General features: G+C 70.9%; 20 protein-coding genes and 1 pseudogene. 15 read left to right on the forward strand and 6 right to left on the reverse strand.

The window, feature by feature from the left end:
- Positions 1–45: 45 nt before the first annotated feature.
- The 9 genes and pseudogenes from uvrC to AC0NH5_RS20980 form a co-directional block, all read left to right on the forward strand.
- Positions 46–2,217 (forward strand): annotated as a pseudogene (gene uvrC, locus AC0NH5_RS20940) (excinuclease ABC subunit UvrC); the annotation flags it as partial.
- Positions 2,218–2,501: 284 nt separating this feature from the next.
- The gene (gene rapZ, locus AC0NH5_RS20945; protein ID WP_474406625.1) at positions 2,502–3,404 is read left to right on the forward strand and encodes an RNase adapter RapZ; all 903 of its coding nucleotides are present in this window, start codon (positions 2,502–2,504) and stop codon (positions 3,402–3,404) included.
- Entirely contained in the window at positions 3,401–4,624 is a 1,224-nt protein-coding gene (locus AC0NH5_RS20950) for a gluconeogenesis factor YvcK family protein (protein WP_474406334.1), read from the forward strand. Before rapZ ends, AC0NH5_RS20950 begins: the two co-directional genes overlap by 4 nt.
- Before the next feature lie 54 nt (positions 4,625–4,678).
- On the forward strand, positions 4,679–5,659 hold the full coding sequence (whiA, locus tag AC0NH5_RS20955) for a DNA-binding protein WhiA (RefSeq protein WP_014441726.1): 981 nt from the start codon (positions 4,679–4,681) through the stop codon (positions 5,657–5,659).
- Positions 5,660–6,039: 380 nt separating this feature from the next.
- On the forward strand, positions 6,040–7,041 hold the full coding sequence (gene gap, locus AC0NH5_RS20960; protein ID WP_474406336.1) for a type I glyceraldehyde-3-phosphate dehydrogenase: 1,002 nt from the start codon (positions 6,040–6,042) through the stop codon (positions 7,039–7,041).
- A 6-nt stretch (positions 7,042–7,047) separates the two neighbouring features.
- A complete protein-coding gene (locus tag AC0NH5_RS20965; protein WP_474406339.1) occupies positions 7,048–8,244 on the forward strand; it encodes a phosphoglycerate kinase in 1,197 nt (398 codons plus the stop codon).
- Entirely contained in the window at positions 8,244–9,035 is a 792-nt protein-coding gene (tpiA, locus tag AC0NH5_RS20970) for a triose-phosphate isomerase (protein ID WP_474406341.1), read from the forward strand. Before AC0NH5_RS20965 ends, tpiA begins: the two co-directional genes overlap by 1 nt.
- An 89-nt stretch (positions 9,036–9,124) precedes the next feature.
- Positions 9,125–9,376: a preprotein translocase subunit SecG gene (gene secG / locus AC0NH5_RS20975; RefSeq protein ID WP_474406344.1), complete on the forward strand. Its 252-nt coding sequence runs from the start codon at positions 9,125–9,127 to the stop codon at positions 9,374–9,376.
- Positions 9,377–9,537: 161 nt separating this feature from the next.
- On the forward strand, positions 9,538–9,885 hold the full coding sequence (locus AC0NH5_RS20980; protein WP_474406346.1) for an RNA polymerase-binding protein RbpA: 348 nt from the start codon (positions 9,538–9,540) through the stop codon (positions 9,883–9,885).
- A gap of 20 nt (positions 9,886–9,905) precedes the next feature.
- On the opposite strand, the gene AC0NH5_RS20985 is transcribed toward AC0NH5_RS20980, so the two are convergent.
- Complete coding sequence (locus AC0NH5_RS20985; protein WP_474406348.1) at positions 9,906–10,508, reverse strand: GNAT family N-acetyltransferase; 603 nt, start codon at positions 10,506–10,508, stop codon at positions 9,906–9,908.
- Positions 10,509–10,618: 110 nt separating this feature from the next.
- On the opposite strand from AC0NH5_RS20985, the gene AC0NH5_RS20990 reads away from it, so the two are divergent.
- The 3 genes from AC0NH5_RS20990 to AC0NH5_RS21000 all read left to right on the forward strand — a co-directional run bounded on the left by AC0NH5_RS20990 (position 10,619) and on the right by AC0NH5_RS21000 (position 12,232).
- Complete coding sequence (locus AC0NH5_RS20990) at positions 10,619–11,095, forward strand: hypothetical protein (protein WP_474406351.1); 477 nt, start codon at positions 10,619–10,621, stop codon at positions 11,093–11,095.
- 79 nt (positions 11,096–11,174) lie between these two features.
- Positions 11,175–11,753 (forward strand): RNA polymerase sigma factor, encoded by a 579-nt coding sequence (locus tag AC0NH5_RS20995; protein ID WP_474406353.1) that lies wholly within the window; start codon positions 11,175–11,177, stop codon positions 11,751–11,753.
- Positions 11,750–12,232, forward strand: coding sequence for a hypothetical protein (locus AC0NH5_RS21000; RefSeq protein ID WP_474406355.1), 483 nt, complete (start codon positions 11,750–11,752; stop codon positions 12,230–12,232). The genes AC0NH5_RS20995 and AC0NH5_RS21000 overlap by 4 nt, the downstream gene beginning before the upstream one ends.
- A gap of 114 nt (positions 12,233–12,346) precedes the next feature.
- Here AC0NH5_RS21000 and pgl read toward each other — a convergent pair whose 3' ends face one another.
- The 5 genes from pgl to tkt all read right to left on the reverse strand — a co-directional run bounded on the left by pgl (position 12,347) and on the right by tkt (position 19,026).
- Complete coding sequence (pgl, locus tag AC0NH5_RS21005) at positions 12,347–13,084, reverse strand: 6-phosphogluconolactonase (protein ID WP_474406358.1); 738 nt, start codon at positions 13,082–13,084, stop codon at positions 12,347–12,349.
- Between the two features lie 105 nt (positions 13,085–13,189).
- A complete protein-coding gene (locus AC0NH5_RS21010) occupies positions 13,190–14,173 on the reverse strand; it encodes a glucose-6-phosphate dehydrogenase assembly protein OpcA (protein WP_474406361.1) in 984 nt (327 codons plus the stop codon).
- On the reverse strand, positions 14,170–15,684 hold the full coding sequence (gene zwf / locus AC0NH5_RS21015; protein WP_474406363.1) for a glucose-6-phosphate dehydrogenase: 1,515 nt from the start codon (positions 15,682–15,684) through the stop codon (positions 14,170–14,172). The genes AC0NH5_RS21010 and zwf overlap by 4 nt, the downstream gene beginning before the upstream one ends.
- A 78-nt stretch (positions 15,685–15,762) precedes the next feature.
- A complete protein-coding gene (tal, locus tag AC0NH5_RS21020) occupies positions 15,763–16,899 on the reverse strand; it encodes a transaldolase (RefSeq protein ID WP_474406365.1) in 1,137 nt (378 codons plus the stop codon).
- An 18-nt stretch (positions 16,900–16,917) separates the two neighbouring features.
- Positions 16,918–19,026 carry a transketolase gene (tkt, locus tag AC0NH5_RS21025; RefSeq protein ID WP_474406368.1) on the reverse strand — a complete coding sequence of 703 codons (2,109 nt, stop codon included), beginning with the start codon at positions 19,024–19,026 and terminating at the stop codon, positions 16,918–16,920.
- 262 nt (positions 19,027–19,288) lie between these two features.
- On the opposite strand from tkt, the gene AC0NH5_RS21030 reads away from it, so the two are divergent.
- The 3 genes from AC0NH5_RS21030 to AC0NH5_RS21040 all read left to right on the forward strand — a co-directional run bounded on the left by AC0NH5_RS21030 (position 19,289) and on the right by AC0NH5_RS21040 (position 21,625).
- Positions 19,289–20,251 (forward strand): heme o synthase, encoded by a 963-nt coding sequence (locus AC0NH5_RS21030; RefSeq protein ID WP_474406627.1) that lies wholly within the window; start codon positions 19,289–19,291, stop codon positions 20,249–20,251.
- Between the two features lie 202 nt (positions 20,252–20,453).
- Positions 20,454–20,747, forward strand: coding sequence for a hypothetical protein (locus AC0NH5_RS21035; RefSeq protein WP_474406369.1), 294 nt, complete (start codon positions 20,454–20,456; stop codon positions 20,745–20,747).
- Entirely contained in the window at positions 20,747–21,625 is an 879-nt protein-coding gene (locus AC0NH5_RS21040) for an ATP-grasp domain-containing protein (RefSeq protein WP_474406370.1), read from the forward strand. The genes AC0NH5_RS21035 and AC0NH5_RS21040 overlap by 1 nt, the downstream gene beginning before the upstream one ends.
- Positions 21,626–21,651: the final 26 nt, after the last annotated feature.

Genomic DNA, 21,651 nt, shown 5'->3' on the forward strand with positions numbered 1-21,651 from the left:
TCCGGTCGGGCAATTCTGTCAGTCCCACGCACTAGTGTTGGTGTTGTGCCAGACCCGTCCACCTATCGACCAGCCCCCGGTACGATTCCGGACGCCCCGGGTGTCTACCGCTTCCGCGATCCCGCCGGCCGGGTGATCTACGTCGGCAAGGCGAAAAGCCTGCGTAACCGGCTGAACTCCTACTTCGCCGACGTCTGGTCGCTGCACGCGCGCACCCAGCAGATGGTCACCACCGCGGGCAGTGTGGACTGGGTCACCGTCGGGACCGAGGTCGAGGCCCTCCAGCTCGAGTTCTCCTGGATCAAGGAGTTCGACCCCCGCTTCAACGTCAAATACCGGGACGACAAGTCGTACCCGTTCCTGGCCGTCACCCTCGACGAGGAATATCCGAGGCTCCAGGTCATGCGCGGCGCCAAGCGCAAGGGCGTGCGCTACTTCGGCCCCTACTCCCACGCGTGGGCCATTCGCGAGACCCTCGACCTGCTGCTGCGCGTCTTCCCGGCCCGCACCTGCTCGGCCGGGCTGTTCAAACGGCACAGCCAGATCGGCCGCCCCTGCCTGCTGGGCTACATCGGCAAGTGCTCGGCGCCCTGCGTCGGCCAGGTCAGCGCCGAGCAGCACCGGGCCATCGTGGACGACTTCTGCGACTTCATGGCCGGCCGCACCGACGCGTTCGTGAAGCGGCTGGAACGCGACATGATGCAGGCGTCCGAGGAGCTCGAGTTCGAGCGCGCGGCCCGGCTGCGGGACGACATCGCGGCGCTGCGCCGGGCCATGGAGAAACAGACCGTGGTGCTCGGCGACGGCACCGACGCCGATGTGGTCGCCTTCGCCGAGGACCCGCTGGAAGCGGCCGTGCAGGTCTTTCACGTCCGGGACGGCCGGGTCCGCGGCCAGCGTGGATGGGTGGTGGAGAAGGTCGAGGACCTCTCCACCGCCGACCTGGTGCACCACTTCTGCAGCCAGATGTACGGCGGTTCGCAGGGGGAGGGCGACGTCCCCCGGGAGCTGCTGGTGCCCGCCCTGCCGGACGATGCCGACGCACTCGCCGACTGGCTCGGCCAGCACCGCGGCACCCGGGTCAGCCTGCGCATCCCGCAGCGTGGCGACAAGAAATCGCTGATGGAGACGGTGGCCCGCAACGCCGCCGAGTCGCTGCAACGGCACAAGCTGCGCCGGGCCGGTGACCTGACCACCCGCAACAAGGCGCTCGAGGAGATCGCCGAGGCGCTCGGCATGGAGACCGTGCCGCTGCGCATCGAGTGCTTCGACGTGTCGCAGATCCAGGGCACCGACGTGGTCGCCTCGATGGTCGTGTTCGAGGACGGCCTGGCCCGCAAGAGTGAATACCGGCGGTTCGCCGTCCGCGGCAACCCCGACGGCAGCGGCACCGACGACCTGTCCGCGATGAGCGAGGTGCTGCGGCGCCGGTTCGCCCGGTTCAAGGCGCAGCCGGGCGCCGACGCGCCCCGCGATCAGCCGGAGTCCGACACCGCCGACGAGGCGGCTGACGCGGTGCTGCACGGTTACCTGCCGGACGCCGGGCCCGCGCCGGATCCTGCGTCCGGGGTTCCGGCTGTGCCTGACCTCGCGTCCGACGTTCCTGTTGCGCCGGACGTCGCGCTCGGGCCGGACGTCGCGCTCGGGCCGGACGTCGCGCTCGGGCCGGACGTCGCGCTCGGGCCGGAGGTCGCGCTCGGGCCGGACGGCTCGCTCGCGGCTGTGGCCGAGGAGCCGATGACGGCTGAGTTGCCCGGGGTCGATCCGCTCACCGGCAAGCCGCGGCGGTTCGCCTACCCGCCGCAGCTGGTCGTGGTGGACGGCGGGCAGCCGCAGGTCAACGCGGTCGCGGCCGTCCTCTCCGACCTGGGCATCACCGACGTGGCACTGTGCGGCCTGGCCAAGCGCCTGGAGGAGGTGTGGCTGCCGGGGGAGGACTTCCCGGTCATCCTGCCGCGCACCTCGGAAGCGCTCTACCTGCTCCAGCGGGTCCGCGACGAGGCGCACCGGTTCGCCATCACCTTCCACCGGCAGCGCCGCTCCAAGCGGATGACGGCCTCGGCCCTCGACTCGATCGCCGGTCTGGGGGAGGTGCGGCGCAAGGCCCTGCTGCGGCACTTCGGCTCGCTCAAACGGCTGGCCGCGGCCACCCCGGAGGAGGTCACCGAGGTTCCGGGCATCGGCCGTCGCACCGCCGAGACGGTCCTGGCCGCCCTCAATCCGCCCACCGGGAAGACCGCCGCCGGCGACTGAGTTGCACTCCTCGGGTCGAGAACCCGCCCTCTCGTGATGGCCGGCCGGTTCGGTGGCGGCCCGTCCGGTCCGGCGGCCCGTCCGGTCCGGCGGCCCGTCCGGTTTGGCGGCCCGTCCGCTCTGGCGGCCCACCCGGTCGCATGGCGGACAGGCTGTCCGGCGGTCGAGGGGTGCCCTGACGGCCTAGGATGTTGTGTCGCTCGCGCGAGGCGGGCGAACCTTCGCAGGAGGCGTGCGTGACGGAAGCGATGCCGGACTTCGGGGCCGACGAGGTCGCGGAGCCCGACGAAGCCGGTACCGACCTGGTGGTGGTGACCGGGCTGTCCGGCGGTGGGCGCAGCACGGTGGCCCGGGCGCTGGAGAACGTCGGCTTCTACGTGGTCGACAACCTGCCGCAGGCGCTCATGCTGGAGATGGCCGAGCTGGCGTTCGCGGCCGGCGGCGCGGCGCGGCGGACCGCGATGGTGCTGGACGTGCGGAGCCGGGCGTTCTCCACCGACCTGGCCGGTGCGGTGCGCGCGCTCAAGGAGCGGGGCTTCTCGCCGCGCGTGGTGTTCGTGGACGCCGACGACGAGGTGCTGATCCGGCGCTTCGAGTCGGTTCGGCGCTCGCATCCGCTGCAGGGCGACGGGCGGCTCGCCGACGGCATCGCCGCCGAGCGCAAGCTCCTCGAGGAGGCGCGCGAGCAGTCCGATGTGATCATCGACACCAGCCACCTCAACGTGAACCAGCTGCGGCGGCGGGTGGAGGAGCTCTTCGGCGGCGAGGACTCCCGCCGGCTGCGGATCACCGTGCTCTCCTTCGGTTTCAAGTACGGCCTGCCGCCGGACGCCGACTACGTGCTGGATGCCCGGTTCCTGCCCAACCCGTTCTGGGTGCCGGAGTTGCGCGAGCACACCGGCCTGGAGGAGGGCGTCAGCAGTTATGTGCTCGGCCAGGAGGGTGCGACCGATTTCGTCGCCACCTACGCCGGGCTGATCGCGGCCACCGCGCCCGGCTTCGAGCGGGAGGGCAAGCGTTACCTGACGGTGGCCATCGGCTGCACCGGCGGCAAGCACCGCAGCGTCGCCATCTCCGAGGAGTTGACCGCGCGGCTGACCGCGATGCGGCTCTCCGCGCATTCGTCGCACCGCGACCTGGGGCGCGAGTGACGGGGGGCCCGATCCGGGTGGTCGCCTTCGGCGGCGGGCACGGGCTGAGCGCCTCGCTGCGCGCCCTGCGGCACAGTGCCCGCAAGCTGGACCTGGAGATCACCGCGATAGTGACGGTCGGCGACGACGGCGGGTCGAGTGGCCGGCTCCGCGCGGAACGCGACGCGCTGCTGCCGCCGGGCGATCTGCGGCAGGCGCTGGCCGCGCTCGCCGCCGACCATCCCACCACCCGGCGGACGGCGAGGCTGATGCAGCACCGTTTCGCCGCGATGCCGGGGGTGGAGAGCGACCGGCAGCCTGTGCCGGCCCAGCAGAGCGCCGGGCAACAAGGTGCAGGGCAGCAGGAGGCTGGGCAGCAGGAGGCTGGGCAGCAGGAGGCTGGGCAGCAGAGGGCCGTCCCTCAGGGTGCCCTCCATCAGGGCGCCTCGCAGCAGGCCGCCGCTCAGCACGGGGCCGGGCCGGCCGAGGCGGGCTCCGGGACGCACCTGGACCGGGTGGTCGTCCGGGGGCCGCGGGTGGAGCGGCGGGCGGACCGCAGCCGGGACACCCTGGCCGGGCACGCGGTGGGGAACCTGCTGCTGCTCGGGCTCATCGAGATGCTCGGCGACCCGGTGCTGGCGCTGGACCACGCGGCCGAGATGGTGGGCGCCCAGGGCCGGGTGCTGCCGATGGCGCTGCACGCGGTCGGCATCGAGGCGGACGTGGTCGCGCCGGACGGCACCCCCTCGACCGTGCGGGGGCAGCATTCGGTGGCGGTGGCCGACGGGCGGGTCGCGGAGCTGCGCCTCGTCCCGGCGAACCCGCCGGCCTGCCCGGAGGCCCTGGAAGCGGTGCGCGCCGCGGACTGGCTGATCTTCGGGCCGGGCAGCTGGTACACCAGCGTGCTGCCGCACCTGCTCGTCCCGGATCTGGCCGCGGCGATCGTGGCCAGCCCGGCGCGCCGGCTGGTGACGCTCAACCTGAGCACGGACAAGGAGACCGCGGGCCTTTCCGCGGCCGACCACCTGGCCGCCCTCCGGGGCTATCTGCCGGAGTTGCGCGTCGACACGGTGCTGGCCGACGCCCGCTGGGCGGGCGAGCCCGAACCGGTGCGGATGGCCGCTCAGGACCTCGGGGCGGAGCTGGTGTTGGCACCCGTGGCCGTTGCGGACGGCAGCCCACGGCATGATCCTCAGTCATTGGGTGTTGCACTGGTGCCAGTATTGGGCGCCGCTCGTTAATACCTGGGTTAGTGCGGCACACACTGTTCAAGATCCGGCGCATGAGGTGACGTAATGGCGATGACGGCAGCGGTCAAGGACGAGCTGAGCCGGGTCGACGTGCCCAAGCCCTGCTGCCGCCGGGCCGAGATGGCGGCGCTGCTGCGTTTCGCCGGTGGTCTGCACATTGTCTCCGGCCGGGTGGTCGTCGAGGCCGAGCTGGACACCGGCGCGGTCGCCCGGCGGCTGCGGCGCGAGATCGCGGACGTCTACGGCTACCCCAGCGAGGTGCACGTCCTCGCCTCCGGTGGGCTGCGCAAGGGCAGCCACTACATCGTGCGGATCGTCAAGGACGGCGAGGTGCTGGCCCGCCAGACCGGCCTGCTCGACGTGCGCGGCCGACCGGTCCGCGGCCTGCCTCAGCACGTCGTCAACGGCAATGTCTGCTGCTCGGTGGCGGCCTGGCGGGGCGCGTTCATGGCGCACGGGTCGCTCACCGAGCCGGGGCGCTCCAGCGCGCTGGAGATCACCTGCCCGGGTCCGGAGGCCGCCCTGGCCCTGCGCGGCGCCGCCCGCCGGATCGGGATCACCGCCAAGGAGCGGGAGGTGCGCGGCGTCGACCGCGTCGTGATCAAGGACGGTGACGCGATCGCCGCGCTGCTCACCCGGATCGGCGCGCACTCCAGCGTGCTGGCCTGGGAGGAGCGCCGGGTGCGCCGCGAGGTGCGGGCCACCGCCAACCGTCTGGCCAACTTCGACGACGCCAACCTGCGCCGCTCCGCCCGCGCGGCGGTGGCCGCCGCGGCCCGGGTCACCCGGGCCCTGGAGATCCTGGCCGACGACGCGCCGAACCACCTCACCTCGGCCGGCCGGCTGCGGCTCGAGCACCGGCAGGCCTCCCTGGAGGAACTGGGCGCGCTGGCCGACCCGCCGTTGACCAAGGACGCGATCGCCGGCCGGATCCGCCGTCTGCTGGCGCTGGCCGACAAGCGTGCCCGGGACCTCGGCATCCCGGACACCGAGGCCGCGGTGACCCCGGAGATGATGGCCTGCTGATCACCCCAACGAGGTGATCATGGTCACTCGGGGCCGGTCGGCCGGACGGTCCCAGCCCCGGACCTTCGGCACTTCTGCGGGCGGGCCGGATCGACCGTTCTGGAAGCGCTGACGGTGCTGTCGTGGTGATCCGTTTTCGATAACGTTCAGGTCGCGCCCCGCTGCTCCGCGGGTCGGTGGCCTCGGATAGGGTCACCAGTGACGGCGACGGTGCCGGCAGTTCGGCCGAACCCCCGCTGTGACGCCGCCAGCCTCTGCTGCGGCGCTCTCGCTCCTTCGGGCGCGGCGGCCGGGCGCCCTAGTGCCTGCCTCCACATGGTCGGCATGCAGACCCCTCCGCCGGTCGCAGATTCCGGCGGACCGAAACGAGGAGACCACCTGTGACCATCCGGGTTGGCATCAACGGCTTCGGCCGTATCGGTCGTAACTTCTTCCGGGCGGTTCTCGCTTCCGGCGCCGACATCGAGATCGTCGGCGTGAACGACCTGACCGACAACGCCACGCTGGCTCACCTGCTGAAGTACGACAGCATCCTGGGCCGTCTGGGCCACGAGGTGAAGGCCACCGCCGACGAGATCACCGTCGGTGGCAAGACGTTCAAGGCGTTCGCCGAGCGCGACCCGAACAACCTCCCCTGGGGCGACCTGGGTGCGGACGTGGTGATCGAGTCGACCGGCTTCTTCACCGACGCCACCAAGGCGAAGGCGCACATCGACAAGGGCGCCAAGAAGGTCATCATCTCGGCTCCGGCCAAGAACGAGGACATCACCATCGTGATGGGCGTCAACGACGGCCTCTACGACGGTGCGCAGCACACGATCATCTCGAACGCGTCCTGCACCACCAACTGCCTCGCCCCGATGGCGAAGGTCCTGAACGACACGATCGGGATCGAAAAGGGTCTGATGACCACGATCCACGCGTACACCCAGGACCAGAACCTGCAGGACGGCCCGCACAAGGATCTGCGCCGCGCCCGCGCCGCCGCGCTGAACATCGTGCCGACCTCGACCGGCGCCGCGAAGGCCGTCAGCCTGGTGCTGCCGGAGCTGAAGGGCAAGCTGGACGGCTTCGCGCTGCGGGTGCCGATCCCCACCGGCTCGGCCACCGACCTCACCTTCACCGCCGCTCGCGAGACGTCGGTCGAGGAGGTCAACGCCGCGATCAAGGCGGCCGCCGAGGGCCCGCTCAAGGGCATCCTGGTCTACACCGAGGACGACATCGTCTCGGCCGACATCGTCACCGACCCGGCTTCCTGCATCTTCGACGCCGGGCTCACCAAGGTCATCGGTGGCAACCAGGTCAAGGTCGTCGGCTGGTACGACAACGAGTGGGGCTACTCGAACCGCCTCGTCGACCTGGTCAAGCTGGTCGGGGCCTGATCTGCCTTGAAGACTCTCGACGACCTGCTCGGCGAGGGTGTCTCGGGTCGGCGCGTGTTCGTGCGCGCCGACCTGAACGTCCCGTTCGACAAGAGCAACCCCGGTGTGATCAGCGATGACGGCCGCGCCCGCGCGGTGCTGCCGACACTGATCGCCCTGCGTGACGCGGGCGCCCGCGTGATCGTGGCGTCCCACCTGGGCCGCCCGAAGGGCGCGCCGGACCCCAAGTACACCCTCGCCCCGGTGGCCACCCGGCTCGGTGAGCTGCTCGGGTCGTCGGTGGCCTTCGCCTCCGACACCGTCGGTTCCGACGCGCAGGCGAAGGTGGCCGCGCTGGCCGACGGCGAGGTGCTGCTCCTCGAGAACCTGCGGTTCAACGAGGGCGAGACCGCCAAGGACGACGCGGTTCGCGGCGCCTTCGCCGACGAGCTGGCGAAGTTCGCCGACTTCTACGTCGACGACGCGTTCGGCGCGGTGCACCGCAAGCACGCGTCGGTGTTCGACGTCCCGGCCCGGCTGCCGCACTACGCCGGCGGCCTGGTGCTGCGCGAGGTCGAGGTGCTCAAGCGCGTCTCGGAGAGCCCGGAGCAGCCCTATGTGGTCGTGCTCGGCGGCTCCAAGGTGTCCGACAAGCTGGCGGTCATCCAGGCGCTGCTGCCCAAGGTGGACAAGCTGCTCGTCGGTGGCGGCATGTGCTTCACCTTCCTCAAGGCCCAGGGCCACGAGGTCGGCAAGTCGCTGCTCGAGGCCGAGATGATCGACACGTGCAAGTCGCTGCTGGAGCAGGCCGACGGCCGGATCGTGCTGCCGGTCGACGTGGTCGCGGCCACCGAGTTCTCCGCCGACGCCGAGCACGGGGTGACGGAGATCTCCGGCATCCCGGCCGACCGGCTGGGTCTCGACATCGGCCCGAAGTCCGTCGAGCTCTTCGCCGCCGCGATCGGCGGGGCGAAGACGGTGTTCTGGAACGGCCCGATGGGCGTGTTCGAGCTCGCGCCGTTCGCGGCGGGCACCCGCGGTGTCGCCGAGGCGATCACCAAGATCGACGGCTTCTCGGTCGTCGGCGGCGGTGACTCCGCGGCGGCGGTCCGCACGCTGGGCCTGGACGAGTCCGCGTTCGGTCACATCTCCACCGGTGGGGGCGCGTCCCTGGAGTACCTCGAAGGCAAGACGCTGCCGGGCGTCGCCGCCCTGGAGAAGTGATGGGTGACGTGAGCCGTAAGCCGATCATCGCCGGCAACTGGAAGATGAACCTCAACCACTACGAGGCGAACCTTCTGGTGCAGAAGCTGGCCGCGAGCCTGAACGAGAAGCAGCTGGAGGCCGTCGAGACGGTCGTCCTGCCGCCCTTCACCGATCTGCGCACCGTGCAGACCGCGATCGAGGGCGACAAGCTGAACCTCGGCTATGGCGCGCAGGACATCTCGCAGCACGCCGGCGGGGCGTACACCGGTGAGATCGCCGGCGCCTTCCTGGCGAAGCTGGGCTGCTCCTACGTGGTGGTCGGGCACTCCGAGCGCCGGGAGTACCACAACGAGGACGACGCTCTCGTCAACGCGAAGAACAAGGCGGCTTTCGCGGCCGGCCTCGTGCCGATCTTCTGCGTCGGCGAGGGCCTGGACATCCGTGAGGCCGGCAACCAGGTCGAGCACGTGCTCGCCCAGGTCGACGCCGGTCTGGAGGGGCTCAAGACCGAGCAGCTCCAGCAGATCGTGATCGCGTACGAGCCGGTGTGGGCGATCGGCACCGGCAAGACCGCGACCCCGGACGACGCCCAGGAGGTCTGCGGCGCGATCCGTGGCCGGCTGGCCGAGAAGTTCGGCGCCGAGGTGGCCGACGTCGTGCGTATCCAGTACGGCGGGTCGGTCAAGTCGGGCAACATCGCGCAGATCATGGCCAAGCCGGATGTGGACGGCGCCCTGGTCGGCGGCGCGAGCCTGGACGCCGAGGAGTTCGCCGCGATCGTGCGGTTCCCGGAGCACGTGGCTCGCTGAAGTACCTCCGTGTGCCCGGTCGCCTACGGCGGCCGGGCACCCGCTATTGTGGGACGGCTGCTTGTCCGTTGAGAGGATTGAACCCGACCATGCCGATCGAGTTCGCTTACACATTGATCGTGATGCTGATCATCACCAGCATCCTGCTGACTCTGCTGATCCTGCTGCACCGGGGCAAGGGCGGCGGCATGTCCAGCATGTTCGGTGGCGGCGTGACCTCGAGCCTGGCCGGATCCTCGGTGGCCGAGAAGAACCTCGACCGTTACACAGTGCTCGTGGGCATCATCTGGTTCGCCTGCATTGTCGGCCTTGGCTTCTGGCTCAAAACCACCTTGAGCTGAGCGCGCTCCGTAGTCGTACAATCTCCCGCGCGGCCGGTTTTCTCCGGCCGCGCGGTTTTTGTTCTCACCGTCCGATTCCGGCGGCTTCCAGCGCCTGGTCGGCGTCACCGCCCGACCGCTCACACCAGGTGCTGAGGCCCCTCGAGACAGGAGCGACGTCCGTGTCCAGTGGCAGCGCCATCCGCGGCAGCCGTGTCGGTTCCAGCCCGATGCGTCCCGACGAGCGCAGCGAACCCGCACCGCGCCGGCAGGTCAGTTATTTCTGCGCGGCCGGTCACGACAGCCGGATCTGGTTCGCGGCCGAGGTCCCCGCGCCGGAGACGTGGGACTGCACCCGGTGCGGCCAGCCGGCCGGCCTCGACCGGTCGAACCCGCCGGGGCGGTCGCGGACCGAGCCGTACAAATCGCACCTGGCCTATGTGAAGGAGCGCAGGTCGGACGAAGACGCCGAGGCCATCCTGGCCGAGGCTCTCGCCAAGGTCCGCCAGCGCCGCGGCCGCACGGAGTAACCAGCGTCCGGGACCGCTTCTCAGAGCGGGCTCGTGTCCCTGCCCAGATAGAGCGCGCCGGCTTCCGGGACCTCGATGTCCCGGAAGCCCAGCCGGCGGTAGAAGGCGTAGGCGCCGTGGTTGGCCGGGGCCATCCCCAGATGCACCCGGGGCACGCGGGCCGCCCGCAGCCCGTCCAGGAAGGCCGCCATCAGCCCTCTGCCGAGCCCTTTGCCCTGCCACTCCGGCAGCAGGTCGATGTGCAGGTGGGCCGGATGGTCCGCCAGCTCGGGGATGATCATCCGTTCCGGGTCCCGGTGCACGGCCAGCATCGCCTCGTCGCGGGGGTCGCCCGCCGGGTAACGGCTCTCGGTCGCCGGCAGCCACTCCTCGCGGTACCACTTCGCGAACGCCACCGTGTCGGCCGTGCCGAGGATGTAGCCGACCGCGTTGCCCTCGCCGTCGTCGAGCACGTGCGCGTGCTCCGGTTCGGCTGTCACATAGGGCACCGCCCAGATGTCGCCGAGCAGGCGGTCCGAGCTGTGGTCGCCACGGGCGTCACCGCCGGCGGCACCGGTGCGGACGCAGATGTCGTAGACGGCGTCGAGGTCGGACGGGCGGTAGGGGCGAATGATCGGCGGCACGTCGCCAGTCTATGGGTGTGAGGCAGGTCACTCTGGAGCTGCCAACCTTCCGGCCGGTCAGGCGTCTTCTCCTGCGTAAGCGGTTCTTCCAGCTGAGCAGGAGAGTGTTGATGCGCATCACGACCCGTGGCCTGGCCGTCGCCGCCGGTGTGTCGGCTGTGTTCGCTGTCGGTGGGGTGTCGGCCGCCGCGTTCGCCGGCGACGCGACACCGAAGCCGGTGGCGCCCACCGTCTCGCCCGCCACCCCGGAGCCGTCGCCACCGTCGGTCGAGGTCACCGCGGAGCCCGCGCCACCGTCGGCCGAGGTCACCGCGGAGCCCGCGCGGCCGTCGGCCGAGGTCACCGGGGAACCCGCACCGCCGGCCGCCGGAGTCACCGCGGAGCCCGCGCCACCGCCGGCCGGGGTCACCGGTGAGGCCGCCGCCCCGATGCCGTCCCCGCCGGTCGATGCGATCTCGCCGGTGCCGGGGAGTCCCGCGCCGCCCACCCCTGCAACGACCGCGGTGCCGGCAGTTGAAGCCACCCCGCGGCCGGTTCCGCCGGTCACGAAGGCGCCCGGCAAGCCGGCCCCGTCGCCGGCCCGCTGATCCCGCCGGTCAGGCCGATGCCCGGCGGCTGGATCCGCCGGTACCCTTCATCCTCCGCACACCCCGCGAGGCCCCGCCTGTGATTCGTGTCCTGCCGTTGCCGCCGCTGTTCGCCTGGCTGCGCCGTGTCCTGACCGACGCCCCGGATCCCACCCGGGCGTCCGGGCCGCCGGGGCCGCCGGCGATCAACGAGCTCTACCACAGCCGGCGGCTGAGTCTGGTCCGCCTGGCGGTGCTGATGGTCGACGACCTGGGGACCGCGGAGGACATCGTGCAGGACGTGTTCACCGCGCTGTACCGCAGGCACGGGGCTGATCTGCGGACGGTGACGGATCCGCACGCCTACCTTGTGGCGGGTGTGACGAACGCGGCCCGGTCGGCGCTGCGGCGGCGGCGCACGGCCCGGGCCTACATCCCGCCCGCGGCCGGCACCGCGCCGGCCGCGGAGGACGAGGCCATGCTCGGCGCGGGCGATCAGGCGGTGTTGCGGGAGCTGCGCGGCCTGACCGTCCGGCAGCGGCAGGTCCTGGTGCTGCGGTACTGGTCGGAACTCTCCGAGCAGGAGATCGCCGAAGTCATGCGGGTGTCCCGGGGAACGGTGAAGTCGACGGCGCACCGGGCGCTGTCCATCCTGCGCGATCGATTGGGGGAGCGGTGACCGGTACCGAACTGGAACAGCGGCTGCGCGGCGCCCTCACGGCCCGCGCACACCAGGTCACCCCGGAGCGGCTCGGGTTCGGGGTGCCGCCGACGGTCGCCGCCGCGCCGCGGAGACGGCGGTGGTGGTGGCTCACGGTGCCGGTGGCGGCCGCGGTGGCGCTGGCCTTCGCCGGTCTCGCCGGGTTGCGGGATCCTGTGCCGGTGCTGCCAGGCACACCGCCGACGGTGGCCCCATCGACAGTGGCCCCATCGACAGTGGCCCCGTCGACAGCGTCGCCGTCCGATTCGGCTCCGGTCTCCCCGGAGGTCTCCGCCGAGCCGGCCCCGCCCGCGCCACAAGCCACGCCGCCGGATGCGCCGCCGGTCACCTCGCCGGCCGCTCCGGCCACGGCGGATCCCTCGCCGTCCGCGCCACCCGCCCGGCCCGGCCGGGTGACGGCTTCCGGTCCCGAGGTCGAGGCCACCCCGGCGCCGTGATGCCGCGGCATCTGTCCAGCGTGTGAAGGTGCGCCCACATGGCGACCCGAACTTCACACGCCGGCAGGGTGGGGTACGGGAACGGAAGGCGGCCCGGCCGCCTTCCGGATCGGGTCAGGGCTGGGTGGGTACCTGCGCCGCGGCTGCCCGGTCCAGCAGCCACAGCGTTTTCTGTACGCCCGAAGCACTGGCCGCCGGCAGCGACTCCCCGTTGAGCACCGCGCCGATCGGGGCCGCCTTGTCCGGCCCGGCCGCGATCAGCCACACCTCGTCGGCGCTCTGGATCGCCGCCAGGGTGAGGGTGATCCTGGTCGGCGGCGGTTTCGGGCTGTTGTGGACGGCGGCCGTCGTCCCGCCTTCCTGGAGCACCGGGTGCCCGGGGAAGAGCGACGCCACGTGCCCGTCCTCGCCGACGCCGAGCATCAGCACGTCGAACCGGGGAAGCTCGCCACCCGACGACGCCAGCGCCGAGGCGTACCGCGCGGCGGCCGCCACCGCGTCGTCGCCGTCCGGGCCGTCGGAGGCCGGCATCGCGTGCACCCGGTCCGGGTCGAGCGGCAGCTTGTCGAGCAGCGCCTCGCGGGCCTGGGTCTCGTTGCGGTCCGGGTCGCCGGCGGGCAGGAAGCGCTCGTCGCCCCACCACAGGTCCACACGGGACCAGTCGATGGCGGCGGAGGCGGGCAGCTCGCGCACCGAGCGCAGCACCTTGGCCGCGACCCGGCCGCCGGTCAGCACCACGCTCGCGGTGCCGTGCGCGGCCTGCGCGTCAAGGATCCTGATGGCGAGCCGGGCCGCCACCGTGGACGCCAGGATGTCGGCGTCGGGTACCACCACGACCAGGGTCTCAGTCAATGCACTCTCCTCGAAAGCAGCGCCGCCCGCCGCGATGCGGCGGGCGGTTCCTCGTCGTCGTCCTACGTCACTGGTCAGCCGGGCAGACGGCCCGGCACCGGTCGGTCAGACCGTCGCGGCGGCGCGGGCGGCCGTCGCCGGGTCCTTCCAGACGTGCACCCGCATCGGCGGCCGCTCGTGCAGGCCGGGAACGCCGGCCATCGCGCTGAGCGCGTCCGCGTAGATCTGGTCGGCGTCCAGCCGGCGCAGCTCCTCGGCGAGCTCGTCGCCGACCGGCCGCTTCGGCAGCGGCATGTAACGGTCCTCCTGGCCGGTCCGGCTGAACAGCGCCGTCCCCTCCTCGCGGGTGACCCGGACGCAGTCGCCGTTCTCGCACTGCAGCTCCACCGAGTGCAGGCGCGGTGACCGGTCGGTGGGCTCCAGCACCGGCTCGATGCCGAGGCGTGACTTGAGCCAGCCCATCATCAGCCAGGCGGTCGGGTCCTTCACCGGCGCCACGATCCGCGCGCCGGTGACCCGGGCCTCGGTGGTGTCGAACGCGCCGGCCACCAGGGTGCGCCACAGCGTGATCCGGGTCCAGGTGAGATCGGTGTCGCCGGGGGCGTAGTCGATCGCACGCTGGCGCAGCGCGGCCACCGGGTCGGGCGCCTGGGCGCAGTCGGTGATCCGCCGGTCCGCCACCACGCCGAGGAAGTCGTTGGCGATCATGTCCGGCGGCTCCTGGTGCCACCAGCTCACCACCGGGACGTCCGGGGCGAGCAGCGGCATCACCACCGACTCGGCGTGCAGGGCGAGTCGCCCGTACATCCGCATCACGACCGCCTCGGCGGGGCCGAGGCGCCCGCCGACCACGATCTCGGCGTCCAGCCGGCTGCGGCCGTCCAGATCCGAGCGGACCACGATGAGCAGCCGGCAGGGGTGTGCGGCCGCGGCGATGGTGGCTGCCGCCTCCGCCTCACGGACCTTCTTCTCCTCGACCACCGAGACCAGCGTGAGGGCCAGACCCGAGGCCACGCCGCCGGCACTGCGCCGTTCGGCGGCCAGGGCCTTGACCACCTCGTTGCCGGTGGTGTCCCAAAGACCGATCATGCTCGCCTCCATGCGCGGCCCTCGCGGGCCAGCATCTCGTCCGACGCCCGCGGGCCCCACTCGCCGGCCCGGTACGGCTCCGGTTTGGTCCCCGACCAGGCGGCCTCCAGCGGGTCGACCACCCGCCAGGACTGCTCCACCTCGGCCGCGTCCGGGAACAGGGTCCGGTCGCCGATCAGCACGTCCAGGACCAGACGTTCGTAAGCCTCCGGGCTGGACTCGGTGAACGCCTCGCCGTATTGGAAGTCCATCGCGATGTCGCGGACCTCCGAGGTGCCCGGCACCTTCGAACCGAACTTGAGCACCACGCCCTCGTCCGGCTGCACCCGGATGACGAGCTGGTTGTGGCCCAGCATCTCCACGTCGGCCGGGTCGAACGGCAGGTGCGGCGCCTGCTTGAACAGGATCGCGATCTCGGTGACCCGGCGCGGCATGCGCTTGCCGACCCGCACGTAGAACGGGACACCGGCCCACCGGCGGTTCTGGATGCCGAGGCGGACCGCCGCGTACGTCTCCGTGGTGGAGTCGGGCGGGATGTTCGCCTCCTCCAGGTAGCCGGGGGCGCGCTCGCCGGCCACCCAGCCGGGCAGGTATTGCCCGCGGACGGAACCGGTGGCGATGTCGGCCGGGAGGCTGATCGCCCGCAGGACCTTGAGCTTCTCCGCGCGTACCTCCTGCGGGTCGAAGCTCGTCGGCTCTTCCATGCCGACCAGCGCGAGCAGCTGCAGCAGATGGTTCTGCAGCACGTCGCGGGCCGCGCCGGAAGCGTCGTAGAACGCCGCCCGGGTGCCGATGCCGACGTCCTCGGCCATCGTGATCTGGACACTGTCGACGTACTTCGAGTTCCAGACCGGCTCGAACAGACTGTTCGCGAAGCGAAGAGCCATGATGTTCTGAACCGTCTCCTTGCCCAGGTAGTGGTCGATCCGGAAGACGTCCTGCGGGGTGAACACGTCGTCGACGAGCTCGTTGAGCTGCACCGCGCTCGCGTAGTCGTGACCGAACGGCTTCTCCACCACCACCCGGCGCCAGCCGCCGGTCTTGGCGCTGTCCGCCATGCCGGTGCGGTTGAGCTGGTTGAGCACCAGCGGGAACGCGGCCGGCGGGATGGAGAAATAGAAGGCGGCGTGGCCCGTGATGCCGTTGCGCTCCTTCAACTCGTCCAGCGTGGTGGCGAGGTTGTCGAAGGCGGCGTCGTCGTCGAACGAGCCGGGAACGAAGTGGAACTGGCTGTTGAGCCGCTGCCAGACGTCCTCACGCCACGGGGTGCGGGCACCCTTCTTGGCGGCGTTGTAGGCGAGGGTCTCGAAGTCGCCGTCGCCCCAGTCCTGCCGGGCGAAGCCGACGACCACGAAGCCGGGCGGCAACAGACCACGGTTGGCCAGGTCGTACACGGCCGGAATGAGCTTTTTACGGGACAGGTCACCGGTGACCCCGAAGATGACCAGAGCGCAGGGCTCCGGGATCCGCGGAAGCCGACGGTCCTGTGCGGTACGCAGCGGATTACCCACGATGCCATCCTGCCAGGTTTTGGAGGGTGGGAACGGCCTGTCGCGGGAGGTCCCGCGACAGGCCGGTAAAAGTGCGTCTCAGGCGGCGTCGCTGGGGTTCTCGGCGCCCTTGGAGGCGGCCTTGAGCGACTTCTCGACGCCCTCCAGCAGTTCCTTCCAGCTGGCCTCGAACTTGTCGACGCCCTCGTCCTCGAGGACCTTCACGACGTCGTCGAAGTCGATGCCGACCGCGGCGAGGTCGGCGAAGACCTGCTTGGCGTGGCCGTAGTTGCCGGTGACGGTGTCGCCCCGGGTCTCGCCGTGGTCCGCGAACGCGATGATGACCGATTCCGGCATGGTGTTCACCGTGCCGGGCGCGATCAGCTCCTCGACGTAGATGGTGTCCCGGAAGTCCGGGCTCTTGGTGGACGTGGAGGCCCACAGCGGCCGCTGCGGGTGCGCGCCGGCCGCCGCCAGAGCCTTCCAGCGGTCGCCGCCGAACACCTCCTCGTACGCCTCGTACGCGAGCCGGGCGTTGGCGATCGCCGCCTTGCCCTTCAGCGCCTTCGCCTCGTCCGAGCCGATCTTGTCGAGGCGCTTGTCCACCTCGCTGTCCACCCGGGAGACGAAGAACGACGCGACCGAGCCGATCTTGGACAGGTCGTGGCCGTTGGCCTTGGCCTGCTCCAGGCCGTCCAGGAAGGCCTCCATGACGGCGCGGTACCGCTCGAGCGAGAAGATCAGCGTGACGTTGACGCTGATGCCCGCGGCGAGGGTCTGGGTGATGGCGGGCAGACCGGCCAGCGTCGCCGGGATCTTGATGTAGAGGTTCTCCCGGTCGACGAGCCACCAGAGGGTCTTCGCCTCGGCGACGGTCGACGCGGTCTCGTGCGCCTTGCGCGGGTCGACCTCGATCGAGACCCGGCCGTCGACGCCCGCGGACCGGTCGTATTCCGGCCGCTCCACGTCGCACGCCCAGCGCACGTCGCGGGCCGTCATCAGGCGGACGGCCTCCTCGACCGTCACCTTCTGCGCGGCCAGGTCACGCAGCTGCTCGTCGTAGGCGTCGGCGTCGGAGAGCGCCTTCTGGAAGATGCTCGGGTTCGTGGTCACCCCGACCACGTGCTGCTCGGTGCGCATCTTGTCCAGCGAGCCGCTGGTGAGACGCACCCGGGAGAGGTCGTCGAGCCACACCGCTACGCCCGCGGCGGACAGCTCGGCCAGCCTGTCGGTCATTTCCCTCAACTCCTGTTGTCAGTTGCCCGTCTTGTGGCCGGTGATCTCGCCGACCTTCGCCAGGGAGGCGTTGGCCTTCGCGACGACGTTGTCGGCGGTGAAGCCGAACTGCTGGAAGAGGATCTTGGCGGGGGCGCTGGCGCCGTAGTGCTCGATGCTGACCGCCTCGCCGGCGTCGCCGAGGATGCGGTCCCAGCTCATCCGGATGCCGGCCTCGACGGTGACCCGCGCCTTGACCCCGCGGGGCAGGACCTCCTGCTGGTACGCGGTGTCCTGCTGGAAGAACCACTCCTGGCACGGCATCGAGACGACCCGGGTCGGGGTGCCCTCGGCCTCCAGGCGCTCCTGCGCGGTGAGAGCGTGCTCGACCTCGGACCCGCTGGCGATCAGGATCACCTTCGGGGTGCCGCCGGACGCCTCGGAGAGGATGTAGCCGCCCTTGAGCGTGCCCTCGGCGGACGCGTACTTCGTCCGGTCGATGGTGGGCAGGTTCTGCCGGGACAGCGCGAGCGCGGTCGGGCGGTCGGTGTGCTCCAGGGCGCCCCGCCACGCGTACACCGTCTCGTTGGCGTCGGCCGGCCGGACCACGTCGAGGCCGACGATGGCGCGCAGCGCGGTCAGCGTCTCGATCGGCTGGTGCGTCGGGCCGTCCTCGCCGAGGCCGATCGAGTCGTGCGTCCACACGAAGATGACCGGCAGCTTCATCAGCGCGGAGAGCCGCACCGCGCCGCGCATGTAGTCGCTGAACACCAGGAAGGTGCCGCCGTACGGGCGGGTGCCGCCGTGCACCGCGATGCCGTTGAGGATCGAGCCCATGCCGTGCTCGCGGATGCCGAAGTGCAGGGTCCGGCCGTACTCGTGGCCGGGGAACTCCTTGGTCGCGTACTCCGCGGGGATGAAGGACGGCTCGCCCTTCATCGTGGTGTTGTTGCTCTCCGCCAGGTCGGCGGATCCGCCCCACAGCTCCGGCAGGACCGGGGCGAGCGCCTCCAGGATCTTGCCGGACGCGGCGCGGGTGGCCAGGCCCTTGGCGTCGGCCGGGAACTCCGGCAGCGCGTTGTGCCAGCCCTCCGGCAGCTGCTTGGCGGTGAGCCGGTCGAACAGCGCCTTCGCCTCGGCGTTGCCGGCGGCCCAGGCGTCGAACGCCTTCTGCCACTCGGCGCGGGCCGCGCGGCCCCGGTCGACGACCTGGTGGGCGTGCTTGACGACCGCCTCGTCGATGGCGAACGGCTCGGACTCGAAGCCGAGCAGCTTCTTGGTGGCGGTCACCTCGTCGGCGCCCAGCGCGGAGCCGTGGATCTTGCCGGTGTTCTGCTTGTTCGGCGCCGGCCAGCCGATGACCGTCTTGAGCACGATGAACGACGGCCGGTCGGTGACCGACTTGGCCTCCTGGAGCGCGTTCCAGAGCGCCTCGACGTCCTCGGTGTACGGGTCGGAGGCGCGCCAGTCGACCGTCTGCACGTGCCAGCCGTACGCCTCGTAGCGCGCGCCGACGTCCTCGGACTTCGCGATCCGGGTGTCGTCCTCGATGGAGATCTGGTTGTCGTCGTAGATCACCACGAGGTTGCCGAGCTTCTGCACGGACGCGATCGCGCTCGACTCGTGGCTGACGCCCTCCTCGATGTCACCGTCCGAGGCGATCGAGTAGACGTGGTGATCGAACGGCGAGTCGCCCGGCGCGGCGTCCGGGTCGAACAGACCGCGCTCGCGGCGGGCGGCCATCGCCATGCCGACCGCGTTGCCGATGCCCTGGCCCAGCGGGCCGGTGGTGATCTCGACGCCGGGAGTGTGCCCGAACTCGGGGTGGCCGGGGGTCAGCGAGTCCCACTGGCGCAGCGACTTCAGGTCGTCCAGCGACAGGCTGTAACCGCTGAGGAACAACTGAATGTAGAGGGTCAGGCTCGAGTGCCCGCAGCTGAGCACGAACCGGTCCCGCCCGGTCCAGTGCGGATCCGTCGGGTCGTGCCGCATGACGCGGTTGAACAGCAGATAGGCGGCCGGGGCGAGGCTCATGGCGGTGCCGGGGTGACCGTTGCCGGCCTTCTCCACGGCGTCCATGGCCAGGACCCGGACGGTGTCCACGGCCTTGCGGTCGAGGTCGGACCAGTTGAGATCTGTGGCAGCCACGTCGGTTCTGCTCCTCGGCAAATTATGGAACCCTTTTCGGCTTGACCCTATCCAGTCGGGCTAAACACGTGCGCAGTGAACGCCTCAGGCACATACGCTGTGAGCGGACACGGCGGTTCAGCACCTGTGATCGCCTGCACCAGAACCGGGTGCCCCGAGCAGCGGAGACGGCTGCGCGTAGGCTGTCCGGGCGGGCCGCCGGGTCGTCACCCGGCAACGGCCGCGAAACAGAGCCGATGCCGGAAGGTGGCTGTCCGTGAGCATGATCACCGAGCGTCCCGTCAATCGACGGGCGCCCGGCGAGGTGGAGCGCGCTTCGAGCGAGCCACGCGTCGGGACCCGGCGTGACCGGATGGCGGTTCTCCGGGCCTACCTGGCGTTGACCAAGCCGCAGATCGTCGAGTTGCTGCTGGTCACCACGGTGCCCACGATGATGCTGGCGGCGGGCGGCTGGCCGGACGCGAAGACCTTCGCCGTCGTGCTGATCGGCGGCGCGCTGGCGGGCGGCGCGGCGAGTGCGCTCAACTGCTACATCGACCGGGACATCGACGAGCTGATGCGGCGGACCAAGCGCCGTCCGCTCCCGGCACACCAGATCACCCCGCGGGCCGTGCTGATCTTCGGCCTCACGCTGGCGGTCGTCTCGGTCGCGCTGATGGGCGCCTTCACCAACCTGTTGGCGACCGTCCTCACCGTCGCGTCGATCTTCTACTACGACGTCGTCTACACCCTGTGGCTGAAGCGGCGCACCCCGGCCAACACGTTCTGGGGTGGAGTGTGCGGCGCGGCGCCGGTGCTGATCGGCTGGGCCGCGGTGACCGGCACCATCTCGCCGATGGCGTGGGCGCTTTTTGCGGTTGTCTTCTTTTGGCAGATGCCGCACTTCTATGCGCTCGCGGTGAAGTACAAGGACGACTATGCGCGGGCCGGTGTGCCGATGCTCCCCGTGGTCCGCTCGATGGCGCGGGTGAACTTCGAGATCCTCGTCTACACAGTCCTCACTGTGGTCGCCTCCCTGGTGGTCTGGCCGCTGGGTCACAGCATCGGCCTCATCTACGGCATCACCGCGATCGTGATGGGCGCGGTCTTCCTCGCCGAGGCGATCCGGCTGGTCCACCGCGCCCGCGCCGGCACCCCGGTCAAGCCGATGCGGCTGTTCCACCTCTCCATCACCTACCTCACCGTCCTCTTCATGGCGGTGGCGGTCGACGCGCTCGTCGGGTGAGCCGGGCGTCGCACAGGATGCCCGGATTGCCGCTCCTGTTGGTTGCTGTCCGTCACTCGAAGGCTTGATTCACGGCGTGGGAACAAAACGGGCTTAATTCCGCAAAATAACGGCCCTGAGCTTGAAACCTGCTGGTAATGGGAGTCACAAAACACCCGCGGGATACCCCGAACGCCCAGGATCACCTCTTAGGCTGCGACGCATGGCAGAAGGTTCCGTTTCGACACTGACCTCCGACATCAAGTCCTTCGCCGCCGAGCACGGCGGTGCGAAGGCGGTGGTGGAGTACGTCGGTAAGCGCGGCGCCCGCATCGTCCTCGTGGGAGAGGACGGCGAGTGGTCCGACCAGTTCGCCCAGGACACGAGCACGGCCCGGAAGGCCTGTGAGCACGCCGGCGTGGCGGTGGAGAACGAGTGGGAGCGCGAGCTCCTCGAGCAGATGCGCCCCAGCAACGACCTGTGGCGTTCCATGGCCCGTCGCAGCATGGCCCGCTAGTGAGCCACGAATTCCGCGTCTCGCTGGTCACCTGCGCCCGGTTCCCCGACCTCTGGGAGGACGACTTCCCCATTCGCGACGCGCTCCGTGAACGCGGGGTGATCGTCGACGTGTTGCGCTGGGACGACCCGGACGCCGACTGGGCCGGTTACGACCTCAACGTGATCCGCTCACCCTGGGACTACGTCGCCCGGCACGACGAGTTCATCGCCTGGGCGCAGTCCGTGCCACGCCTGGCCAACCCGGCCGACATCGTCGTCTGGAACACCGACAAGACGTACCTGCGCGAACTGGCCGCGGCCGGGATCCCGATCATCCCGACCGACTTCGTCGCACCCGACGAGAGCTGGGACCCACCCGCCGAGGGCGACTGGGTGATCAAGCCGACCGTCAGCGCCGGCAGCCAGGACACCGGGCGTTACCGCTTCCCCGAGCAGCACGACCTGGCCCGGGCGCACGTCGAGCGGCTCGTCGAGGGCGGCCGCACGGCGATGATCCAGCCGTTCCTGGCCGCCGTCGACACCGCCGGCGAGACCGCTGTCCTCTGCACCCCCGACGCGAACGGCGAGCTGACCTTCAGCCACGCCATCCGTAAGGGCTCGATGCTGGCCGGGCCCGGCGAGGGCGCCCGCGAGATGATGGACGAACACATCACGCCGCGCACCCCGTCCGCCACCGAGCTGGAGGTCGCCGAACGAGTTCTGGCCGCGATTCCCGGCGGGGCGAAACGGCTGCTCTATGCCCGGGTCGACCTGATCCCCGGGCCTGATGGTGAGCCTCGGCTGGTCGAGCTCGAGCTGACGGAGCCGTCGTTGTTCTTCTCGACGGCTCCGGGGTCGGCGGCCCGTCTGGCCGACGCCATCATCACCCGCCTCTGAGGCATTCGTGCGCTGATCGCCGGTCC

This window comes from Actinoplanes sp. 13 (genome assembly GCF_056134165.1).

Bases quoted from the DNA above. Each gene is read 5' to 3' on its own strand.
- rapZ (WP_474406625.1), top strand. From the start codon at position 2,502: ATGCCGGACTTCGGGGCCGACGAGGTCGCGGAGCCCGACGAAGCCGGT.
- whiA (WP_014441726.1), top strand. From the start codon at position 4,679: ATGGCGATGACGGCAGCGGTCAAGGACGAGCTGAGCCGGGTCGACGTG.
- tpiA (WP_474406341.1), top strand. From the start codon at position 8,244: ATGGGTGACGTGAGCCGTAAGCCGATCATCGCCGGCAACTGGAAGATG.
- secG (WP_474406344.1), top strand. From the start codon at position 9,125: ATGCCGATCGAGTTCGCTTACACATTGATCGTGATGCTGATCATCACC.
- AC0NH5_RS20990 (WP_474406351.1), top strand. From the start codon at position 10,619: ATGCGCATCACGACCCGTGGCCTGGCCGTCGCCGCCGGTGTGTCGGCT.
- AC0NH5_RS21010 (WP_474406361.1), bottom strand. From the start codon at position 14,173: ATGATCGGTCTTTGGGACACCACCGGCAACGAGGTGGTCAAGGCCCTG.
- tal (WP_474406365.1), bottom strand. From the start codon at position 16,899: ATGACCGACAGGCTGGCCGAGCTGTCCGCCGCGGGCGTAGCGGTGTGG.
- AC0NH5_RS21030 (WP_474406627.1), top strand. From the start codon at position 19,289: ATGATCACCGAGCGTCCCGTCAATCGACGGGCGCCCGGCGAGGTGGAG.
- AC0NH5_RS21035 (WP_474406369.1), top strand. From the start codon at position 20,454: ATGGCAGAAGGTTCCGTTTCGACACTGACCTCCGACATCAAGTCCTTC.